This is a genomic window from Pseudomonas sp. PA27(2017), from assembly GCF_001945445.1.
GTDB lineage: Bacteria > Pseudomonadota > Gammaproteobacteria > Pseudomonadales > Pseudomonadaceae > Aquipseudomonas.
The window spans coordinates 1-22031 of record NZ_MSXW01000011.1; the positions used below are offsets into that span (position 1 = coordinate 1).

Annotated in this window: 21 protein-coding genes; 10 read left to right on the top strand and 11 right to left on the bottom strand. The window is 63.8% G+C overall.

What is annotated here, in order from left to right; all coding sequences use genetic code 11:
* The 8 genes from BVH06_RS25280 to BVH06_RS04700 form a co-directional block, all read right to left on the bottom strand.
* Window positions 1-79: biotin carboxylase N-terminal domain-containing protein (locus BVH06_RS25280; protein ID WP_139315579.1), on the bottom strand; the 79-nt coding region annotated here is incomplete at its 3' end.
* A gap of 17 nt (window positions 80-96) precedes the next feature.
* Window positions 97-522 (bottom strand): acetyl-CoA carboxylase biotin carboxyl carrier protein, encoded by a 426-nt coding sequence (gene accB / locus BVH06_RS04670; protein ID WP_075933369.1) that lies wholly within the window; start codon window positions 520-522, stop codon window positions 97-99.
* A gap of 17 nt (window positions 523-539) precedes the next feature.
* On the bottom strand, window positions 540-1334 hold the full coding sequence (locus BVH06_RS04675; RefSeq protein WP_083651870.1) for a D-glutamate cyclase family protein: 795 nt from the start codon (window positions 1332-1334) through the stop codon (window positions 540-542).
* Window positions 1331-2656, bottom strand: a complete 1326-nt coding sequence (locus BVH06_RS04680; RefSeq protein ID WP_075933370.1) for an MFS transporter — start codon at window positions 2654-2656, stop codon at window positions 1331-1333. Before BVH06_RS04680 ends, BVH06_RS04675 begins: the two co-directional genes overlap by 4 nt.
* 207 nt (window positions 2657-2863) lie before the next feature.
* Entirely contained in the window at window positions 2864-3631 is a 768-nt protein-coding gene (locus tag BVH06_RS04685) for a LamB/YcsF family protein (RefSeq protein WP_075933371.1), read from the bottom strand.
* Window positions 3621-4562: a biotin-dependent carboxyltransferase family protein gene (locus BVH06_RS04690; RefSeq protein ID WP_075933372.1), complete on the bottom strand. Its 942-nt coding sequence runs from the start codon at window positions 4560-4562 to the stop codon at window positions 3621-3623. The genes BVH06_RS04685 and BVH06_RS04690 overlap by 11 nt, the downstream gene beginning before the upstream one ends.
* On the bottom strand, window positions 4559-5329 hold the full coding sequence (pxpB, locus tag BVH06_RS04695; RefSeq protein ID WP_075933373.1) for a 5-oxoprolinase subunit PxpB: 771 nt from the start codon (window positions 5327-5329) through the stop codon (window positions 4559-4561). Before pxpB ends, BVH06_RS04690 begins: the two co-directional genes overlap by 4 nt.
* Window positions 5330-5522: 193 nt before the next feature.
* Entirely contained in the window at window positions 5523-5948 is a 426-nt protein-coding gene (locus tag BVH06_RS04700; protein ID WP_075929378.1) for a VOC family protein, read from the bottom strand.
* Between the two features lie 125 nt (window positions 5949-6073).
* Here BVH06_RS04700 and BVH06_RS04705 point away from each other — a divergent pair, with 125 nt between their 5' ends.
* Complete coding sequence (locus tag BVH06_RS04705) at window positions 6074-6937, top strand: LysR family transcriptional regulator (protein ID WP_075933374.1); 864 nt, start codon at window positions 6074-6076, stop codon at window positions 6935-6937.
* Window positions 6938-7153: 216 nt separating this feature from the next.
* Here the strand turns inward: BVH06_RS04705 and BVH06_RS04710 are convergent, their stop codons facing one another.
* The 3 genes from BVH06_RS04710 to BVH06_RS04720 form a co-directional block, all read right to left on the bottom strand.
* Complete coding sequence (locus BVH06_RS04710; protein WP_075933375.1) at window positions 7154-7822, bottom strand: TIGR04211 family SH3 domain-containing protein; 669 nt, start codon at window positions 7820-7822, stop codon at window positions 7154-7156.
* Window positions 7823-8034: 212 nt separating this feature from the next.
* Window positions 8035-9249 carry an MFS transporter gene (locus BVH06_RS04715; protein WP_075933376.1) on the bottom strand — a complete coding sequence of 405 codons (1215 nt, stop codon included), beginning with the start codon at window positions 9247-9249 and terminating at the stop codon, window positions 8035-8037.
* A gap of 365 nt (window positions 9250-9614) precedes the next feature.
* Window positions 9615-10061 carry a GNAT family N-acetyltransferase gene (locus BVH06_RS04720; RefSeq protein WP_371915265.1) on the bottom strand — a complete coding sequence of 149 codons (447 nt, stop codon included), beginning with the start codon at window positions 10059-10061 and terminating at the stop codon, window positions 9615-9617.
* A gap of 288 nt (window positions 10062-10349) precedes the next feature.
* Here BVH06_RS04720 and minC point away from each other — a divergent pair, with 288 nt between their 5' ends.
* The 9 genes from minC (at window position 10350) to BVH06_RS04770 (ending at window position 22020) form a co-directional block, all read left to right on the top strand.
* Window positions 10350-11081, top strand: a complete 732-nt coding sequence (gene minC / locus BVH06_RS04730) for a septum site-determining protein MinC (RefSeq protein WP_075933379.1) — start codon at window positions 10350-10352, stop codon at window positions 11079-11081.
* Between the two features lie 180 nt (window positions 11082-11261).
* Complete coding sequence (gene minD, locus BVH06_RS04735) at window positions 11262-12077, top strand: septum site-determining protein MinD (protein ID WP_013790889.1); 816 nt, start codon at window positions 11262-11264, stop codon at window positions 12075-12077.
* Window positions 12074-12328 (top strand): cell division topological specificity factor MinE, encoded by a 255-nt coding sequence (gene minE, locus BVH06_RS04740; protein WP_013790888.1) that lies wholly within the window; start codon window positions 12074-12076, stop codon window positions 12326-12328. Before minD ends, minE begins: the two co-directional genes overlap by 4 nt.
* Before the next feature lie 184 nt (window positions 12329-12512).
* Window positions 12513-13148: an RluA family pseudouridine synthase gene (locus BVH06_RS04745; protein ID WP_075929384.1), complete on the top strand. Its 636-nt coding sequence runs from the start codon at window positions 12513-12515 to the stop codon at window positions 13146-13148.
* A 44-nt stretch (window positions 13149-13192) separates the two neighbouring features.
* Window positions 13193-13720, top strand: a complete 528-nt coding sequence (locus BVH06_RS04750) for a bifunctional 2-polyprenyl-6-hydroxyphenol methylase/3-demethylubiquinol 3-O-methyltransferase UbiG (RefSeq protein ID WP_256575127.1) — start codon at window positions 13193-13195, stop codon at window positions 13718-13720.
* A 129-nt stretch (window positions 13721-13849) separates the two neighbouring features.
* Window positions 13850-15997 carry a TonB-dependent siderophore receptor gene (locus BVH06_RS04755; protein ID WP_075933381.1) on the top strand — a complete coding sequence of 716 codons (2148 nt, stop codon included), beginning with the start codon at window positions 13850-13852 and terminating at the stop codon, window positions 15995-15997.
* Window positions 15998-16165: 168 nt separating this feature from the next.
* Window positions 16166-16966, top strand: a complete 801-nt coding sequence (locus BVH06_RS04760; RefSeq protein ID WP_139315573.1) for a 5'-nucleotidase, lipoprotein e(P4) family — start codon at window positions 16166-16168, stop codon at window positions 16964-16966.
* Between the two features lie 709 nt (window positions 16967-17675).
* A complete protein-coding gene (locus BVH06_RS04765) occupies window positions 17676-20585 on the top strand; it encodes a ribonucleoside-diphosphate reductase subunit alpha (RefSeq protein WP_075929387.1) in 2910 nt (969 codons plus the stop codon).
* A gap of 172 nt (window positions 20586-20757) precedes the next feature.
* Window positions 20758-22020, top strand: coding sequence for a ribonucleotide-diphosphate reductase subunit beta (locus tag BVH06_RS04770; protein WP_075933383.1), 1263 nt, complete (start codon window positions 20758-20760; stop codon window positions 22018-22020).
* Window positions 22021-22031 lie beyond the last annotated feature (11 nt).

Below are 22031 nucleotides of genomic sequence, written 5' to 3' on the forward strand. Positions count from 1 at the left end.
CCAGCTCCTTGCAGGCACGCAGGATGCGCAGGGCGATCTCGCCGCGGTTGGCGATCAGAACTTTTTCCAGCTTCTGCATTACGGGTTCCCCGTGCATCAGACGATGGTGAACAGCGGTTGATCGTATTCCACCGGCTGGCCGTTCTCGACCAGGATGGACGCGATGGTGCCGCTCACCTCGGCCTCGACGTGATTCATCATCTTCATCGCCTCGATGATGCACAACAGATCGCCCTTGTTGACCGTCTGCCCGACCTCGACCAGTGGCGGCGCCTCTGGCGACTCGCTGCGATAGAAGATGCCGACCATCGGCGCACAGATGTTGCGCCCCCCGCTGCTTGCCTTGTTGGCGCGGGTGCCAGCCGTTGCCTGCTCGGCCGAGCGTCGCGGCGCTTCGCCAGCGACCCGCGATTGGCCCTTGTTCGACAGGCGCAGATGGAAGTCGCCTTCGCGAACTTCGAGTTCGTCCAGACCGGTGCGCTCGACCAGTTCGGCCAGTTTTTCGATGCGTTGAATGTCCAACTCGATTCCTCTCGGTTTCAGTTCAGCCGCGCGGCCATTTCGTCGACGCGCCAGTCGAGCACCAGCATGTGCCCGGGATAGTGGGAAAACACATAAGGCGCGCCCAGGGCAGGCAGCACCAGTTGGGGCGTCACCCCGCAGGCCCAGAACACCGGCACGCTGTCGTCGTCCATCGACGGCAGCACGCCGAAGTCCGGCGTGTTGAGGTCGGTGATGCCCAGCCTGGCCGGGTCACCGACGTGCACCGGCGCGCCGTGACCGGTCGGATAGCGCGCCGTCACCTCCACGGCCAGCGACACCTTGCTGGCCGGTACCGGGCGCATGCTGACCACCAGCGGCCCGGACAGGCCGCCGGCCTCGCGACACGGCAGCGTCGTGCGGTACACCGCCGGCGCCGCGCCGGAAACCGGGATGCCGGCGCGGCGCAGCGGTGCATCGAAGGTATGGCTGCAACCGAGCAGAAAGCCCACGGCGTCGTCCTGCCAATAGCCACTCAGGTCGGTGGGTTCGTCGACCAGCACGCCCTCCTTCCACACCCGATAACGCGGCAGCATGCTGCGCAGGTCGATGGGCCCATTGCGGCCGTCGACGAACGGGCTACCCGGCTCGGTAACGGCGATCAATGGGCAGCTCTTCGGATTGCGCGTGCAGAACAACAGAAAGTCGTAGGCATGGGCACGCGGCACTACCGCCAGGTTGGCCTGCTGGTAGTCGTCGAGCACGCCCGAGGTGGGACGCGCCCATTCGCCTCGGGCGATCATTTCGCGCAATTGATGGGGCGTGCCCGGCACAGCGGTGGCGTCCAGTTTCATCGTGACAGCTCCGTGTGTGCGGTTTCGCGCAGGGTCAGCAATGCCAGCAGTGCACAGAACGCTGCACCGGCCATGAAGATGCCAGGGGTCAGCAGGAAATCGGTCTTGGCGATGATCCAGGTCACCACATACGGCGTGAGGCCACCGCCGAGAATCGCGCCGATGTTGAAGCTGATCGCCATCGCCGTGTAGCGCACCCGGGTCGGGAACTGCTCGGCGTAGGTCGGGTAGCCCACCGACTGGATGATCGGCATCGGCAGCGTGGCGATGAACATGGCCAGTGCTGCGATCCATAGCGAGCCGCTATCCATCAGCAGCATCATCGGGATGACCAGGGTGATGTAGCCGACAAAGCCGATGGTCAACACCTTGCGACGGCCCAGGCGATCGGAAAGCCCGCCCCAGAATGGCATCATCGCCGCCATGCACAGGCTGATACAGGCGATCACCCAGAATACCTTGGACTTGTCGAAGCCCAGGTAAGTGGTCAGGTAGACGTTCATGAACACCAGGCCGATCCAGTAACCGGCGTTCTGCCCGAAGGTGAGCAGAATCACCCGGCCCACCGGGCCCAGTTGCGTGCTCAACACTTCCCTGATCGGCGCCTTGGGCGGCTGCTCCTTCTCGAGAAAGGCCTTGAACTCCGGGGTTTCCTCAACGTTGTGGCGCATCTTGCAGGAGATCAGCACCAACGGAATGGCCAGCAGAAACGGTATGCGCCAGCCCCACTCACGCAGCTGCTCATCGCTGAGCAGGCCAGTGGTGGTGGCGCAGACGATTGCCGCCATGCCGCCTCCCAGCGCGACGCCAACCGGGGTGAAGGCCCCGAAAAAGCCGCGCCGACCGGTCGGCGAGGACTCGGCGACGAAGGCCGCCGCGCCGATTACTTCGGCACCCGCGAAGAAGCCCTGGGTCAGGCGCATCAGCACCAGCAGAGTCGGCGCGAGGATGCCCACCTGAGCCGCGGTGGGCAGCAAGCCGATCGCTGCCGTCGCCATGCCCATGCCGATCACTGTGGTGAGCAGCACCTTGCGCCGGCCGATCCTGTCGCCGAGGCGGCCGAGCAACACCCCGCCCAGCGGCCGGATCAGAAACGAGCTGCCGAACACCGCCAATGCGGCGAGCAGCGAAGCGGTCGGGTTGTCGCCGGGGAAGAACAGCGGGCCGATGATCACGGCCATGTAACCGTACACACCGAACTCGTAATACTCGACCGCGGTACCCGTTGCCGAAGCGGTAGCGGCACGTTTGGCGACCGATGAAGCTTTTTGCGGGGCGGCCGAAGCCGCTCCCGAATAATCAGGACTGAGCACGCGAGACATATCTCACCTTTATGTCGATTTATGGAGGCAGTGTTGGCCAGTCGGGCTGGCTGTTTCTTGTCGTCCGTAACGCAGCGCGGCTGCGGCCACGGCCCTCTTGCTTTTTATTGGTTTGGTGAATCCCGGCAGTGATAGGGGTGTCGCGGCCCGTCTCCAGTGGGCGTGGGGTGTGACTGACACGGCGTTGTTATTGTTACCCGGGCCGCGTCATGGCTTGTTCGTGCAGGGTGCCTGCAGCAGCACGCCCTGTTTCTCCAGTGCCTGACGAATCGCCCGGGCGAATTGCGGCGCGCCAGGCTGATCACCGTGGATACAGACGCTGTCCGCACGCACGGACACCCAGGTGCCCTGCTGGCTGCGCACTCTGCCCTCGTGGAGCATCGTCAATATCTGCGCGGTAGCGACTTCGGGATCTTCGATCATCGCGCCGAGCGTGCCCCGGCGAGTCAGGGTGCCGTCCGCCTGGTAGGAACGGTCGGCGAATACTTCGTGGGCGACCTGCAGGCCCAGCGCCTCACCGGCGTGGGTCAGTTCGCTGTTGGCCAGGCCGAAGAGAATCAGTGTCGCGTCGACATCCCTGATCGCCTGGCAGATCGCCGTGGCCAGCTCGCGGTCACGGGCCGCCATGTTGTAGAGCGCGCCATGGGGTTTGACATGCCGAAGCTCGACGCCGGCAGCGGCAGTGAAGCCCTTCAACGCACCGACCTGATAGACGACGAATGCATAGGCTTCGTCCATCGACAGCTGCATTTCCCGGCGACCGAAACCCTGCAGATCCGGCAGGCCGGGATGAGCGCCCACAGCAACGCCAAGCGCCTTGGCGCGAGCCACGGTCTTGCGCATGGTCGGCGCATCGCCGGCATGGAAACCACAAGCAATATTCGCCGAGGTGATGTAAGGCAGCACGTTGGCGTCGTTGCCGGCCGAGTAAAGGCCAAAGCTTTCGCCCAGGTCGCTGTTGAAATCAATCTGCATGGGCGGCCTCCAGCTCGGCGAACAACGCGCTGCGCGCCAGGCTCAGTTGTTGGGCCCGATCCAGGCTGACCTGCTCGAAGCGGATTTCCTCACCGGGCAGCTTCTGCGCCAGGCGCGGCAGGTCGACACTGATCACACTGGCGATTTTCGGGTAGCCGCCGGTGGTCTGCCGATCAGCCATCAACACGATCGGCTGGCCATCGGGCGGTACCTGAACGGTGCCGAAAACGACCGCCTCCGACAGCAGGTTGGCCGGCTCGATCAGCTCGATGGGCTCGCCCTTGAGGCGATAGCCCATGCGCTCCGAATCGTTCTCGATGCGATAGGCGCTGGACAGGAAACGCGACTGGGCGGCGGGCTCTAAGAGCGCCCACTGGCGACCGGCGACAACGCGGATCGGCCCATCTTCGTACCCCAGCAAGGCCGATTCACGAGGCAGCAGCACCCGCGGTGGATTGGCGAAGCCGGAAGCGATGCCAATCACGTCGCCACTGCGTAACGCCCGGCCGGCAAAACCACCATAGGCGCCGCGACCATAGGTGCTGGTGCTGCCCAGTGTGGTCGGCAGCCGATAGCCATCGCGCACCGCCAGATAGGCACGGGCACCACGAACCCGCTTACCGAAAGCCAGGACGGCACCCGAGCGCACGCGCACGGCTCGTAGCGGTTCAAGGGGCTGGCCGTCCAGCGTCGCGGCCAGATCGGCCCCGGCCAGCGCAATCACGGTACCGGCCTGAAAGACCAGCTCCGGGCCCTGCAAGGTGATTTCCAGAGTGGCCTGTTCGGCCCCATTGCCCACCAGCAGGTTAGCCAGGCGATGAGCATTCTCGTCCATCACGCCGTTGGCCGGCACGCCAAGATGCTGAAAACCACTGCGACCCAGGTCCTGAAAGGTGCAGGCCAGACCGGGCTTGAGTACACGAAGCGTCATGGGCGCACCTCGGCCAGAGCCTGGAACTGTTCAGCGTCGATTGCGACGAAACGCACCCGGTCACCGGCCTGCAGCAGGCAGGGTGAGGCGTTGGCGAGCTCGAATACGTTGAGCGGCGTACGGCCGATCAGGTTCCAGCCCCCTGGCAAATCCGTGGGATAGATGACGCTCTGGCGGTTCGCCACGCCGATGCTGCCCCTGGCCACCAGGGTGCGTGGCGTGCTGCGGCGCGGTATGGCCAGGCGCGCATCGAACTCGCCGATATAAGCATGGCCGGGCGCGAACCCGAGCATCAGCACGTCCATGGGCGTGCGGGTGTGCAGCTCGATCACTTCACTGGGTGTCAGGCCGCAGGCGCGGGCCACCTCATCGAGGTCGGGGCCATGCTCGCCGCCGTAGCACACCGGCAGGGTAATCTCCATCGAAGTGGTCTCCCCGGCCCCGAGTTCCAGGCTGCCGAGCAGTGCTTCCAGCTGGCGGGTCAGGCTGCGATACGGCAACTCTGCGGCCAGGCAGTGAACGTGCTCGGCACGATAATGCAGGCCGATGGAAACCATGCCCGGCACGACATCGGTAATGCCCGCGAGCGAACCCCGGCTGCGCTGCGCCTCGATCTGCCGGGCAACGGCAGCAGCATGGCGGTTGGCCGCAAGGCTGAACTGTGCGGCGAACTGGATGATCAGGCAGGCATCGCCGCAAGGGACGATCTGCCAGGCATGCTGTGCCTGGTGGATAACGGAGGAATCAACGGTTGCTGGCTGGCCCATGGCGTCTTCATCGTCTTTGGCAGATGAAATGAAGCGCTCGACGGATACACCCACCCACCAAGGGCCAGCGGATTGACAAATAAAATCGATCATTATCGATTGTTATTCTCATCAAGCCAGGCCCACGGAAGGGAGATGCCGCAAAGCATTTTTGTCGAGCCGCCACTCTGTGTTGGCGGTCTGCGTTAGCGCATTACTTGGCGAACAGCTGACTCATGTCCTTGAATGCCTTGAACTCCAGCGCGTTGCCGCACGGGTCGAAGAGGAACATGGTGGCCTGCTCGCCGACCTGCCCCTTGAAGCGCACGTAGGGCTCGATCACGAACTGGGTTTCACGGGCGCGCAGGCGGTCGGCCAGGGCTTCCCACTCTTCCCAATGCAGGATGATGCCGAAGTGCGGCACCGGCACGTTGTGGCCATCGACAGCGTTGGTGTGAGCGGATTCCTGGGACGCGGTTTTCGGGTGCTCGTGGATCACCAGTTGGTGGCCGTAGAAATCGAAGTCGACCCAATGGTCGGACGAGCGGCCTTCGGGCAGGCCGAACACATCACCATAGAAAGCGCGCGCAGCGGCCAGGTCGTAGACGGGAATAGCAAGGTGGAAAGGCGAAAGGCTCACGGTAAGTCATCCTGTGCGGTGTTTTTTCTGTTGCCCATGGTGCAACTTGCCGCCCGCGCAGAAAAGCGGATATCTTTTGATTCGAGCTCAAATAATTTCGATCAATCGACCGCAGAAAGAGCGCCATGCTTCGTGAACTGAAAACCTTTCTGACCGTCGTCCGCTGCGGCACCTTCGCCGCTGCCGGCAAGCAGATCGGCCTGACCCAGTCGGCGGTCAGTGCGCAGATCAGAAACCTCGAAGATACCGTTGGCCAGTCGCTGTTCGACCGTACCGGGCGTACCGCCACCCTCAACCAGGCCGGCGCACGAGCGGTACCGCTGGCAGAAAAGATCCTCGAGCAATTCAGCTTGATGAGCACTCCCGAGCGGCTCGAGGATTACCGGGGGGAATTGCGCATCGGCGCCATCGGTACCGTTCAATCCTGCCTGATGCCGGCGATGCTGCTGAAGCTGCGCGAACAGGCACCCGGCATCGAGACCAAACTGGTGCCCGGCGTCTCGCTGGATCTGCTCAATCAGGTGGACAGCGGCGAAATCGACCTGGCGATCACTATCCGCCCGCCCTTCCAGCTACCCAAGGAGCTGGAACTCGAGCTGGTGCGTAGCGAACCCTTCGTGCTGGTGGCACCCACCGGCATGGAGGCGAAAGATCCTCTGAAGATGCTCGCCGAGCATCCCTTCATACGCTACGACCGCAGCTCCTTCGGCGGCCGCCTGGTCACCCAGTTCATGCGCAAGCAACATATCCAGCCCCGCCAGGTGCTGGAGCTGGACGAGCTGGATGCCATCGTCAAGATGGTCGAAAGCGGCCTGGGCATCGCGCTGATCCCAGAGGCCGGCCTGTGGGTCGAAAACAAGCCCCGGGTGCAGATCATCGACCTTGGCGACAAGGTGTTCTATCGCGATCTGGTGCTGATTTCCCGCTACGGCTCACGGCAGTCGCCGCCCCAGAAACTGTTCCGCGAATGCGTGATGGAGCAGGTTTGAGTGCACGAGCAAGGAGTGGCGGCAACGTGGCGGGAGCGGTCGTTATCCAATCCACTGTGGGAGTCGCGACCTCGCGACGATTCGCTCAGGCACCGCCGATAGGCAGTCAGGCTGCAATCGTTTCGCCCCGAGGTCGGGGCTCCCACAGGTTGGTTCGAGTGGCCGCTTTTGCCTTCCAGCGACCTCACCTGAACCACAAGAACATCACCGACAGCCTCAGATCCACTGATCATTACGCTTGCGGCGCACGCGCAGCATGGTCGGCAGGATCAGCCCGAGCAGCAGGCCGGCGCCGGCGATGCTGCCGCCGTAGACCATGTAGCGCATCAGCACCTGCTTCTGCTCGTCGCCCAGCTGGGCCTGGGCTTCGCGCAACTCCGAGCGAGCCTGGTTGAGTTCGATGTCCAGGGCGCTGCGGCTGGCTTCGAGCTCGTCGATCAGGGTCTTGCGCGAGTCGAGGGTCTCCTGCATGCCTTGCACGCGGGTTTCCCAGGTTTCGTTGATGCCCTTGAGCTCGGTGCTCAGCTCGGTGACCTTCTGCTCCAGCGCCGGCAGCCGCTCGGCCTGGCCGGGTACTTCCTGCAGGTCGCGGTTGGGGATCCACACCGCGTCGCCGTTCTCGCCGCGCACCTGGCTGTAGTCGCTCTGGGTGCGCAGCAGTTGCACGCGGGTGCCGGAGCTCAGGGTGCCGACGATGCGATAGCCCTCGGTGGGGCCGCTGCGCACGTAGGTGTTGAGGCTGTCACTGACCCAGCGCACGTTGTCGCTGGCCTGTTGGGCGTGGGCCGGCGCGGCGATCAGCAGCAGGCCGGATAGAACGCAAGTCCCCAATGCGCGAAGCGGCGACAGGGAAAAGGAAGCAGAAAAAGGGCGGGCTAGGGACATAAAAACCATCTTCACTCGGCGTGGAACACAATGCGACGTAGCGCGCGAACGTCGACCAGGCGAATTGTTGTAACCGGCGCGAAAGTGGCGCAACGCCATGCCTTTCGCCGGTTTGGCCGACTGCTGAAAGACCGCAGCAGATCGGTCGGGTTCCTCAGCGCCCGGCAGATTGGCGGCGCTCCAACTGATGATCGGCGCGCCGCCCTCGCCCCTTACTTGCCGACGGCCAGCCCCTGTTCACCCGCAGCGCGCCGCCCGTGCCACAGCGCGAGCAGCAGAGCCAACGCCGGAAACGCTGCGCCTGCCAGCGCCGCGCCCTGCCAGCCGAAGCTTTCGTAGATCGGGCTGGCGATGGCCGAGCCGCTGGCACCACCGATGAAGATGCTGGTCATGTACAGCGCGTTGAGACGCGCCCGGCTGTTCTGCTCCAGCCCATAGACTTCGCGCTGGCCGAGCACCATGTTCAGCTGCACGGCGAAATTCAGCAGCACGGCGCACAGCACCAAACCGATCACGCCGCCCAGAGGGCCAGCCAGGGTCAGCGCGAAGGCCAGCGGTGCCAGCACCAGCGCCACTCGGGTGGCGCGCCGGGTGTGCCCGGCATCGGCCAGGCGCCCGGCGATCGGCGCAGCGATGGCGCCGATGGCACCGACCAGGGCGAACAGTGCCACGTGGGTCTGGCTGAACCCGTAGTGGCGCACCAGTTCCATCGGCGCAACCGTCCAGAACAGGCTGAACGAGGCGAACATCAGGCCCTGGTACAACGCCCGCTGACGCAGCGTCGAGTAGCGGCGCAGCAGGCCGAACAGCGACAGCAACAGGTGCCCGTAATGGCCGCGGTTGTCCGGTGCATGGCGCGGAATGGTGGTGGCGATCACCACCACGATACCGAGCATCAGCGCCGCGGCCATGACGTACACCGCACGCCAGCCGAAATACTCGGCGATCAGGCTGGCCACCGGCCTTGCCAGGAGAATGCCCAGCAGCAGCCCGGCCATGATGTTGCCCACCACCCTGCCCCGACTCGCCTCCGGTGCCAGGTGCGCGGCGAGCGGAATCAACATCTGCACCGACACAGAGCTGAGGCCGATCAGCAGCGACATGCCGAGAAATACGCCGGGCGCGCTGGAGAAGGCAGCGGCCAGCAGGCAGACCATGGCCGCCAGGGTGGTCAGCAGCATCAGCCGCCGGCTCTCCAGCAGATCCGCCAGCGGCACCAGAAACAGCAGGCCCAGAGCGTAGCCGATCTGCGTCAAGGAGACGATCAGGCTGGCCTGATGCATGGACAGGCCGACCGCCGGGGCGATCAGTTCGATGATCGGCTGGGCGTAATAAAGATTGGCGACGATGGCGCCGCAGCAGAAGGCGAACAGCAGCACCAGCGCCGGGGAAAGGCTGTGCGACGGGGTGGACGTGGATGTACTCATGATGACCTCGCGATGAGCCGCCCGGCACGAGCGGCTCGTCGGAACAGGAAGCGGGTAGGATGCCCGAATGTGCCGTGGCTTCACCAGCACGAGGCGGGCTGCCTGGGTTGCGCGAGAAATCTCGCCCTGGGTCGTTGGAGGACTTGAAAAAGGAAAGGCGGTGGCTGACCCACTCCCTGCATCCTCCGCCTCGCGGGTTGCCGCCCGGCATGGCGAGATTTCTCGCGCAACCCGAAGGGCCGTGCCCGTTTTGCCGCAATGCGGCGTTTCTCGCCGGCTCATTTAGCCCGCTAAACTTCGCGGCTCGTGCCTTGCCTTGCGGCAAAACGGGCTCCGGCGCGGTCGTGCGGAAGTGTTAACAGCCCCTAGCGCAAGTCCGTCAGCCGGCAGTGCATATGCGTCGTCTGCCACACCGGGTCGTTTTCCGCATCGGTGACCGTGAAGCCCTGCCTTTCCCAGAAACGAATCGCGCCCGGCAGGAAGGGATGGGTGTGCAGGTAAAGCACCTCGACACCCTGGCCGAGGGCATGTTCGCGCAGCACGCTGCACAGCCTCGCCGCCAGGCCGGAGCGCCTTAAGGCCGGCGCCACGAACAGGCGCACGATTTCCACCGTACGTACACCCTGGTAATCGAGCTGGGCGAAGCGGTGGTCGTAGGGCAGATAGCCGACGGCCGCGACGATCTCCCCGGCGCAGCGCGCCAGCCAGAAGGCGCCCGCCTCGCCCTGCACGTACACCTGGGCGAAGCGCTGCAGGTCGGCCGGCAGCAGCGTGGCGTCGAGCATCGGGAAGGTCTCGGCGCGGGCGGCCATCACGAAGCCGATCGCTTCGTCGATATCCTCTGTCGTCGCCTGGGCTATGTGTACGAGAGAAGTCGCCGTCATGGGATCGATGGAGCACTCGGTCGCTTGCTTTAAAAGGTGCGCAACATAACGCGCAAGTAAAAGCCCGCCAAGTCGCATGGGCCATCGGGGCACCAATCGGCCACCAGCTTGTCAGTGCAAACCTGGCGAAGGAAATGGACGCGACATTTATCCTTGAGCCCTGCCGCCGTTCTCGTTATAAGTCCCGCTAATTTTCCAAGGCCCATCAGGCAGACCATGAGCCAAGCTGATCTCCTCGACCAAGACCCCGTGTTCCAGCTCAAAGGCAGCATGCTGGCCATCACCGTGATGGAGCTGGCGCACAACGACCTGGCCCGCCTCGATGCGCAACTTGCCGAGAAGGTCGCCCAGGCGCCGAACTTCTTCAGCAACACACCGCTGGTCCTGGCCCTCGACAAACTGCCGCGCGAGGAAGGTGATCTCGATCTGGGCGAACTCATGGCCTTGTGCCGCAAGCACGGCCTGCGCACCCTGGCCGTGCGCGCCAGCCGCGAGGAAGACATCGCCGCCGCCAATGCCCTGGACCTGCCGGTGCTGCCACCGTCCGGTGCCCGCGAGCGGGTCATCGACCCGGCACCCAAACCGGTCGAGCCGTCCAAGCCGGTGGAACCCGAGGTCAAGCCGACCCGCGTCATCACCACCCCGGTGCGCGGCGGCCAACAGATCTACGCCCAGGGCTGCGACCTGGTGGTGCTGGCCCCGGTGAGTGCCGGTGCGGAACTTCTCGCCGACGGCAATATCCATGTCTACGCGCCCATGCGTGGCCGGGCGCTGGCCGGCGTCAAGGGCAACCGGCAAGCACGGATCTTCTGCCAGCAGATGGGCGCCGAACTGCTCTCCATCGCCGGCCAGTACAAGGTTGCCGAAGACCTGCGCCGCGACCCGAACTGGGGCCGGGCCGTGCAAGTCAGCCTGATGGGCGACGTGTTGAACATCACCCGTCTTTAACGGATACTGCCCGGCACTTTTAACTGTCACACAGGGCCCTCGAACGCCTCTGGGCGGGCTGTCAAAACAATCATCGGTCACCCCTGGCGAGCACCGCGCACGCCGCAGCCGAGCGATTCTTTCGACAGACCGCCAATCGCGGCAGGTTCCTGCTTTTATTCATTTTTAGGGTGAATCACCTTGGCCAAGATCCTCGTAGTCACTTCCGGCAAAGGTGGCGTCGGTAAAACCACCACCAGCGCTGCCATCGGTACCGGTCTCGCCTTGCGCGGCCACAAGACCGTCATCGTCGACTTCGACGTCGGCCTGCGTAACCTCGACCTGATCATGGGCTGCGAACGCCGCGTGGTGTACGACTTCGTCAACGTCGTCAACGGCGAAGCCACCCTCACCCAGGCCCTGATCAAGGACAAGCGTCTCGAGAACCTCTACGTGCTGGCCGCCAGCCAGACCCGTGACAAGGACGCCCTGACCCAGGAAGGCGTCGAGAAGGTCATCGCCGAGCTGTCGCAGAACTTCGAATACGTGGTCTGCGACTCGCCGGCCGGTATCGAAAAAGGCGCCCACCTGGCCATGTACTTCGCCGACGAAGCCATCGTGGTCACCAACCCGGAAGTTTCCTCGGTACGTGACTCGGACCGCATGCTCGGCCTCTTGGCCAGCAAGTCGCGCCGCGCCGAACAGGGTGGCGAGCCGATCAAGGAACACCTGCTGCTGACCCGCTACAACCCGGAGCGCGTCACCAAGGGCGAAATGCTCGGCGTGGAAGACGTCGAGGAAATCCTCGCCATCCGCCTGCTCGGCGTGATCCCCGAATCCCAGGCGGTGCTCAAGGCTTCCAACCAGGGCGTGCCGGTGATCCTCGATGACCAGAGCGATGCCGGCCAGGCGTACAGCGACGCCGTGGATCGCCTGCTCGGCAAGGAAGTGGCGCACCGTTTCCTTGATGTGAAGAAGCAGGGCTTCCTGCAACGCCTATTCGGAGGTCGCGAATGAATATTTTCGACTTCTTGCGTTCGCGCAAGAAGGAAACCACAGCCTCCATCGCCAAAGAGCGCCTGCAGATCATCGTTGCCCACGAACGTGGCCAGCGCACCCAGCCCGACTACCTGCCTGCCCTGCAGCAGGAGCTGGTCGAGGTGATCCGCAAGTACGTGGCCATCGACTCGGACCAGGTGCAGGTCGCCCTGGAAAACCAGGGCAGCTGTTCGATTCTGGAACTGAACATTACCCTGCCCGACCGCTGATCCGTGTACCGTAGGGTGGGTTAGCGGCGCCTGGTGGTGACAGTCGCATCGCAGTCAGACTCAGCGCACTGCGTAACCCACCAAGCGATGCCGGAGAAGACATCGACCTCTGCGTTACTCAGCTCCACGAATGGCGGCCCCGATGGCCGCCATTCGCTTTTATCGCCCAACCCAAAGAACGCCCATGCCGCTCAGCCAAATCGAAATCGTCCATCAGGATGCCGCCCTGCTGGTGATCAACAAGCCCACCCTGCTGCTCTCGGTGCCCGGCCGCGCCGACGACAACAAGGATTGCCTGGTTACCCGCCTGCAGGAAAACGGCTACCCCGAGGCGCGCATCGTGCATCGCCTGGACTGGGAAACCTCGGGGCTGATCGTGCTGGCACGTGACGCCGACAGCCACCGCGAGCTGTCGCGCCAGTTTCACGACCGGGAAACCGAAAAGGCTTACACAGCCCTGTGCTGGGGCTCGCCCGAGGGCGACAGCGGCAGTATCGACCTGCCCCTGCGCTACGACCCGCCGACCAAACCGCGCCACGTGGTGTGCCACGAACACGGCAAGCATGCCCTGACCTTCTGGCGCGTACTGGAACGCCACGCCGAGCATGCCCGCGTCGAGCTGACACCGATCACCGGCCGCTCCCACCAACTGCGCGTGCACATGCTGTCCATCGGCCATCCACTGCTCGGTGACGGCCTCTATGCCCACGAACAGGCCCTGGCCGCCTACCCGCGCCTGTGCCTGCACGCCAGCATGCTCACCCTCACCCACCCGCAAAGCGGCGAACGCCTACGCTTCGAGTGTCCGGCGCCGTTCTGATGAATCCCAGGCGCTTTTACGAGAACACCAAAGGCGCTCCGGCAATGCCATCATTACTGCTGGCTCTGGATCACTGGATGGCAGCTCCGGCTCACGCCATCGACCTGGGCTGCGGTGCAGGTCGCGATACGCTGGAATTACTGCGTCGCGGCTGGCGGGTGACGGCCATCGACGCAGAACCGCTGGCCTTCGAGTACCTGAACGCATTGGTGCCAACGGATCACAAAGCACGCTTGCAAACCCAATGCACCTCATTTCAGGATGCCGAGCTGGCGCCGGCCGAGCTGATCAATGCCAGCTTCTCCCTGCCCTTCTGCCCACCTAGTGAGTTCGCCGCCTTGTGGCAACTTATCGAGCAAGCGCTCAAACCGAGCGGGCTGTTTGCCGGGCACTTTTTCGGCGAGCGCGACAGCTGGGCAAAAGACGGCCTGACCATCCATACCCGCAGTGAAGTGGAGCGCCTGTTTCAGGAGTGGCACATCATCGATCTGCAGGAAATCGATCGCCCGGGGCAAACCGCCGTCGGCAACAGCAAGCACTGGCACCTGTTCGCGGTGGTCGCCCGGCGCTGATATCCACCATGGCAACCGCCGCCCCGATAAGCGACAATGCCGCCCCGCCAAGCGATGACTGCCGAGCAGCCGATAAATCGCACGCACGCCGGATAGCCAACCGCCCACCTCTGCAATCAAGGATTTTGCATGGCCCTGCCTTGCCCGCGCTTTGCTCCGAGCCTGCTCGCCCTGGCGCTGAGCCCGACCTTCTGTTGGGCCGCCGAGTCGGCCATGGTGCTCGATGCCACCACCATCGAGGAACGGGCTGACGACGGTTACCGGGCGCGCAGCGCCGCAGTGGGCGGCTTCGCTGACGCCGAACTGCTCGACACACCTGCTTCCGTTTCGGTGGTCAGCCGGCAATTGATCGACGACCAGCAGGCGCGCCTGCTCAGCGACGTGCTGAAGAACGATGCCTCGGTGGGCGAGGCCTACGCGCCCATCGGCTACTACGAGAACTTCGTGGTGCGCGGCTTTTCCCTCAATGCCGCCAACAGCTACCGGGTCAACGGCCGTAGCGTGGTGGGCGAGCAGAACGTAGCGCTGGAAAACAAGCAGCAGGTCGAGCTGCTCAAGGGGTTGTCCGGCCTGCAGAGCGGCGTGACCGAGCCGGGCGGGCTGATCAACTACGTGACCAAGCGTGCCGAGAACGTGCGCTCGCTCAGCGTGGCCAGCAATCAGGACGGCGAGCGTTACCTGGCCGCCGATCTTGGCCACTGGTTCGGCGCCGAGCAGCAGGTTGGCGTGCGCCTGAACATGGCTCACGAGGACATCCGCTCGTTCGTCGAACATGCCGACGGCAAGCGCGACTTCATTTCCCTGGCGCTGGACTGGAATATCTCGCCGGACGCCACCCTGCAGCTGGACGCCGAATACCAGACCCGCGAACAGCCGTCCGTAGCAGGCTACCAACTGCTCGGCGGCACCCAGGTGCCAAGCGGCGTCGACCCGGACAAGCGCCTGGGCCATCAGAGCTGGTCGAAGCCCGTGGGCATCGATTCGCTAAACCTCGGCGGGCGTTTCGAATACCGCTTCGATGACAACTGGAAGGCAGCCATCGATGCCTCGCGCAGCGAAGTGGTGATCGACGACTACAGCAGCTTTCCTTATGGCTGTAGCCCTGCCTCGGGATGCAGCGACTGGCTTACCCAGTTCAGCCCTGAGGGTGGCTACGACATCTACGATTACCGCAGCCCGGACGACACCCGCCGCCATGACGAGCTGCAGGCAACTCTATCCGGCGCCTTCACCACCGGCACCATTGACCACGAGCTGACCCTTGGCAGCAGCGCACTGCGCCGCACCGTGGATCGCCGCAGCTCGGTCAACGAGTGGATCGGCACCGGCAATATCCACGAAGACCCAAGCGACTTCGCCCCGACCGACCTGCCGCTCAACCCCAAGCAACGGCGCCTGGACAGCCGTCAGTACGGGCTGTTCCTCAGCGACCGCATCAGCTTCGACGAACACTGGCAGGTGCTGCTGGGCGGGCGGCAGGTGCGCCTGGATGAGCAAGCCTACAGCAGCGGCGTCAGTGATCGCCGTACCCGGCGCAGCGAATTCCTGCCCAACGCCGCCCTGCTCTACAAGCCCCAGGCCGATACCACCCTGTACCTGAGCTACAGCAAGGGCCTGTCTCTGGGCGGCGAAGCGCCCTGGTTCACCACCAACGACGGCGACATACTCGCCCCAACCACTTCCCGCCAGCTGGAAGCTGGCTTCAAGCGTGACTGGCAGGGCCTGAGCCTGGGCGCTGCGCTGTTTCGCATCGACCAGGCGCTGCAATACAGCCGCCCGAACGACGACGGCTCGCTCACCTATATTCAGCAGGGCAAACAGCGCAATATCGGCCTGGAACTCTCTGCCAGCGGCCAGGCCAGCCGTAACCTGCAGCTGTCGGCCAGCACCGCGGTGATCCGCGCCCGGGCCATCGACAGCGGCACCGAGGCCTTCGAAGGCCACCAGGCGGTCAACGTGCCCAAAGTGCGCGCCAGCCTGGCCGCCGATTACCAGATCCCCGGCATCCAGGGCCTGTCGCTGCTCGGCGGCCTGCAATACAGCGCCAGCAAGTACGCCGACCCCAGCGGCACGGTGAAGGTCGGCGACTACACGGTGTTCAACCTCGGCAGCCGCTACACCACGCGCATCGAAGGCTATGAGACCGTGCTGCGCCTGAGCGTCGACAACCTGTTCGACAAACGCTACTGGCGTGATGCCGGCGCCTACCAAGGCGACGGCTACCTGTTCCCGGGTGACCCGCGTACGGCGCGGCTGTCCGCCACGGTGAACTTCTGATCACCACACCCTGTGGGAACGGGCGGGGACGCCTAGTTCATGCCCGTGATTTTCGCGGGCACGGCCCGCTCCCACAATTGATCGCCGGCGGCTTTGCCCATTAACCATCGCCGCCCCACTGCAAGGATCATCTCAATGCGTAGCCCAGCACCTACTTTGGCTTTTGGCATGCTGAGCGCTCTGCTGACGGGCTGCCAGCAAGCTCCCAAAGAGCACGACCAGCTCGATGCCGTGCTGTGGACGCAGACCTCCATCGAGCACGAGGTGATCTACCAGCAGATCTACGCCGCCGCGACCCGCCAGCTGCAGCCCGCGCTGGCCGACCCGCAGTGGGATGCCCTTGCCCAGGCGCCGCGCGAGTTCGATGGCTTGCCACCGGCGCTGATCGTCGACATCGACGAAACCCTGCTCGACAACACGCCGGTGAATGCCAAGTCCGTTGTCGATGGCGGCGCCTACGACTACGCCGAGTGGTACCGCTGGGTCGAGAAGGCCGAGGCCCGCGCCCTGCCCGGCTCGGTGGCCTTCATGCAGGCGGCTGACCGGCTGGGCATCACCGCCTATTACCTGACCAACCGCGAACCAGGGCAGGAAGCCGATACCCTGCGCAACCTGCGCCAGGCGGGCTTTCCCATCAATGATATCGGGCAGATCCTCACCGCCGGCACGGCCATTGGCGGTTGCCAGCAAGCGGGCTCGGACAAGACCTGCCGTCGCCAATGGGTCGGCGAACACGCGCGGGTATTGTTGATGGTCGGCGACAGCTACGGCGACTTCATCGCCGCGCCCAATCGCCTGAGTGCGCAGCGCCAGGCCGCGATGCCCTACCAGAACTGGTTCGGCCAGCGCTGGTTCCTGCTGCCCAACCCCACCTACGGCGGCTGGTACACAGCGCCCTACGCTGATCGAAACGAGCTGCCGGATGGCGAAAAACGCGCCTTCAAGCAGCGCGCACTGATCCTGCCCTGAGCGACCAGCGGTCACGCTCGTGCGCTATGAGCCCAGCACGCACGACGTGATGGCACTTTGATTAAAAAGTTCAGTAAATAATCCCATATGTTGTGTTTGTGTGAGCCAGTGAAGCATCCCCGCCGCAGCCGGAAAAAAATCTACCTGCGGCATTAATGCCCATGCCCGGGCGAGCGCCAGCAACCATGGGCATTTGCGCCACTTACCCCGCCATAACCCACAGATTTATCCACAGCGCGAAGGGCTTGCCTTGACGCCCACACCGCACTATCTTGTATCCCCAGTTCGCCAGACCCCTATATGTTGGGTTTTGGCCGGAAAGACCCCAAGCACAGATGTGCTGAAAAAGTCCATGCCTCAAGCCCTTTTTGCAGAGGCCGTGGCAAACCGAGAAACAGTGGCAGCGAACGAGCCGATCGTTAGCGCCCGATGCGACACCAGACGCTGCGCCCGTAGCGGCCACCACAACATCTAGTGGCCCCACGCAGCAGGAAGCACCAGTAAACGCCAGGGATGAAGCGTTCCGGCATCGAACAGTACCGACCGCCGCCGAGCAGAGCCTCGACCGGTCCATCACCGCCTTTTTGCAACACCCTGCTGCCAGCCTCGTGCGGGCGCAGGCTTTGTCGATTGGAATGAACGCCAGGTACCACGTCGATCAACGACACAACGCTTCGCCCCGAAAATTTCATTGATCATGGAGACCTTCATGCACACCGACACCACTCGTGAGAACCCTCAGGCCAATGTGCCTCAGGGCGACGCCCCTCAGGATCTGGCCGCTACCGCGCCGGGCCAACTGCGTGTGATCAAGCGTAACGGCACCGTGGTGCCTTACACCGGTGACAAGATCACCGTTGCCATCACCAAGGCGTTCCTCGCAGTGGAAGGCGGCACCGCTGCCGCTTCGTCGCGCATCCATGACACCGTCGCACGCCTGACCGAGCAGGTCACCGCGACCTTCAAGCGTCGCATGCCGTCCGGCGGCACCATCCACATCGAAGAGATCCAGGACCAGGTCGAACTGGCCCTGATGCGCGCCGGCGAGCAGAAAGTCGCCCGTGACTACGTGATCTACCGCGAAGCCCAGGCCAACAAGCGCAAGAGCGCCGATGCCGGCAGCGGCATCGCCGAGCCACACCCGAGCATCCGCGTGACCCTCGCCGACGGCAGCCTGGAGCCGCTGGACATGGGCCGCCTGAACACCATCATTTCCGAAGCCTGCGAAGGCCTGCTGGAAGTCGACGGCGCGCTGATCCAGAAAGAAACCCTGAAGAACCTGTACGACGGCGTGAACCAGAAGGACGTCAACACCGCCCTGGTGATGACCGCCCGTACCCTGGTCGAGCGTGAGCCGAACTACAGCTACGTCACCGCCCGCCTGCTGATGGACAACATCCGCGCCGAGGCCCTGAGCTTCCTCAACATCGCCGCCAGCGCCACTCACCACGAGATGGCCGAGCTGTACGCCAAGGCCCTGCCGGCCTACGTCGAAGCCGGCGCGCAATTCGAGCTGCTCGACCCGAAACTCAAGGAATACGACCTGGAGAAGCTGGGCAAGGCGCTGAACCACGAGCGCGACCAGCAGTTCACCTACCTGGGCCTGCAAACCCTGTTCGACCGCTACTTCATCCACAAGGATGGCGTGCGCTTCGAGCTGCCCCAGGTATTCTTCATGCGCGTGGCCATGGGCCTGGCCATCGAAGAGCCGAAGAACCGTGAAGAGCGCGCCATCGAGTTCTACAACCTGCTCTCCTCGTTCGACTACATGGCGTCGACCCCGACCCTGTTCAACGCCGGCACCCTGCGCCCGCAGCTGTCGTCGTGCTACCTGACCACCGTGCCGGACGACCTGTCGGGCATCTACGGCGCCATCCACGACAACGCCATGCTGAGCAAATTCGCCGGCGGCCTGGGCAACGACTGGACCCCGGTGCGCGCGCTGGGCTCCTACATCAAGGGCACCAACGGCAAATCCCAGGGCGTCGTGCCGTTCCTCAAAGTGGTCAACGACACCGCCGTGGCGGTCAACCAGGGCGGCAAGCGCAAGGGCGCCGTGTGCGCATACCTGGAAACCTGGCACATGGACATCGAGGAATTCCTCGAGCTGCGCAAGAACACCGGTGACGACCGTCGTCGTACCCACGACATGAACACCGCCAACTGGATTCCGGACCTGTTCATGAAGCGCGTCTTCGAAGACGGCAAGTGGACCCTGTTCAGCCCGAGCGAAGTGCCGGACCTGCACGACCTGACCGGCAAGGCTTTCGAAGAGCGCTACGAGTACTACGAAGCCCTGATCGAGTACGGCAAGATCAAGCTGTACAAGACCATCCAGGCCAAGGACCTGTGGCGCAAGATGCTCTCGATGCTGTTCGAGACCGGCCACCCGTGGCTGACCTTCAAGGACCCATGCAACCTGCGCAGCCCGCAGCAGCACGTGGGCGTGGTCCACAGCTCCAACCTGTGCACCGAGATCACCCTGAACACCAACAAGGACGAGATCGCGGTCTGCAACCTGGGCTCGATCAACATGGTCAACCACATCGTCGACGGCAAGCTGGACACCGCCAAGCTCGGTCGCACCGTGAAGACCGCCGTGCGCATGCTCGACAACGTCATCGACATCAACTACTACAGCGTGCCGCAGGCCCGTAACTCCAACCTCAAGCACCGTCCGGTCGGCCTCGGCCTGATGGGCTTCCAGGACGCCCTGTACCTGCAGCACATCGCCTACGGCTCCGACGCCGCGGTGGAATTCGCCGACCGCTCCATGGAAGCGATCAGCTACTACGCCATCCAGGCTTCCTGTGACCTGGCCGACGAGCGCGGCGCCTACGAAACCTTCGACGGTTCGCTGTGGAGCAAGGGCATCCTGCCGCTGGACTCTCAGCAGATCCTCATCGAAGCCCGTGGCGCCAAGTACATCGACGTCAACCTGGACGAAACCCTGGACTGGGCACCGGTGCGCGAGCGCGTCAAGAAAGGCGTGCGCAACTCCAACATCATGGCCATTGCGCCCACCGCGACCATCTCCAACATCATTGGCGTGTCGCAGTCCATCGAGCCGACGTACCAGAACCTCTACGTGAAGTCGAACCTCTCCGGCGAATTCACCGTGATCAACCCCTACCTGGTTCGCGACCTCAAGAACCGCGGCCTGTGGGACCCGGTCATGGTCAACGACCTGAAGTACTACGACGGCTCCGTGCAGCAGATCGAGCGCATCCCGCAAGACCTGAAAGACCTGTACGCCACGGCCTTCGAAGTCGACACCAAGTGGATCGTCGATGCTGCCAGCCGTCGCCAGAAGTGGATCGACCAGGCGCAATCGCTCAACCTGTACATCGCTGGCGCTTCGGGCAAGAAGCTCGACGTGACCTACCGCATGGCCTGGTACCGTGGCCTGAAAACCACCTACTACCTCCGTGCCCTGGCCGCCACCAGCACCGAGAAGTCCACCATCAACACCGGCAAGCTCAACGCCGTGTCCAGTGGTGGCGACGAAGGCCTCAGCGCAGCCCCGGCTGCCGCGCCGGCCACCCAGGCCTCCCCTGGCCCGGCTCCGGTTCCGAAGGCTTGCGCCATCGACGAGCCGGACTGCGAAGCCTGCCAGTAATGGCCCAGCCGGCTGCAGCCCCTGCAGCCGGCGCAAATAACCCAAGAGCCGGGGTACAACCCCGGCCTCTGATAATCAGCCGTAGCGCTCTGCGTGCACCGCGAGCTACCGACGATTAGCCACTATCCACACAGGCTGGCCCTTAGCCGGCCTCTCGAGCAGGAGCCCCACCATGCTGAGCTGGGATGAATTCGACAAGGAAGACGGCACCGAAGCCGCCTCCCCCGCCAAGAACACCGCTGCACAGGCCCAGGCCGGTGCCGACATGAGCCTGGAGAAACTCAACCAGGTCGGCGGCAATGCCGCCCTCGAAGCCCGCGCCGTCGACGCCAACGACTCCGCTGCCGTAGCCCGCGCCAAACAAGCCCTCAACGACCTCGACATCCAGGAAGGCCTGGACGAGCTCGAAGGCAGCTCCGCGCGCGTGGAAGTCGGCGACAAGCAGATGATCAACGCCCGCGCCGACCTCAACCAGCTCGTACCCTTCAAGTACGACTGGGCCTGGCAGAAGTATCTGGATGGTTGTGCCAACCACTGGATGCCCCAGGAAGTGAACATGACCGCGGACATCGCCCTGTGGAAGTCCGCCGACGGCCTGACCGAAGACGAGCGCCGCATCGTCAAGCGCAACCTGGGCTTCTTCTCCACCGCCGACAGCCTGGTCGCCAACAACTTGGTACTGGCCGTGTACCGCCTGATCACCAACCCCGAGTGCCGCCAGTACATCCTGCGCCAGGCCTTCGAGGAAGCGATCCACACCCACGCCTATCAGTACTGCATCGAATCGCTGGGCATGGATGAAGGCGAAATCTTCAACATGTACCACGAGATCCCGAGCGTCGCGAAGAAAGCCTCCTGGGGCCTCAAGTACACCCGCTCGATCTCCGATCCCAAGTTCGAAACCGGCACCCCGGAAACCGATCGCCAGTTCCTCAAGAACCTGATCGCCTACTACTGCGTACTCGAAGGCATCTTCTTCTACTGCGGCTTCACCCAGATCCTCTCCATGGGCCGCCGCAACAAGATGACCGGCACCGCCGAGCAGTTCCAGTACATCCTGCGTGACGAGTCCATGCACCTGAACTTCGGCATCGACATGATCAACCAGATCAAGATCGAGAACCCGAGCCTGTGGGACGCCACCATGAAGGACGAGGCGACCCAGATGATCCTGCAGGGCGCCCAGCTGGAAATCGAATACGCACGCGATACCATGCCGCGCGGCGTACTGGGCATGAACGCCGCGATGATGGAGGACTACCTCAAATTCATCGCCAACCGCCGCCTGACCCAGATCGGCCTGAAGGAAGAATACCCAGGCACCACCAACCCGTTCCCATGGATGAGCGAGATCATGGACCTCAAGAAGGAGAAAAACTTCTTCGAGACCCGTGTGATCGAGTATCAGACGGGTGGGGCGTTAAGCTGGGATTGATGTCAATTTGA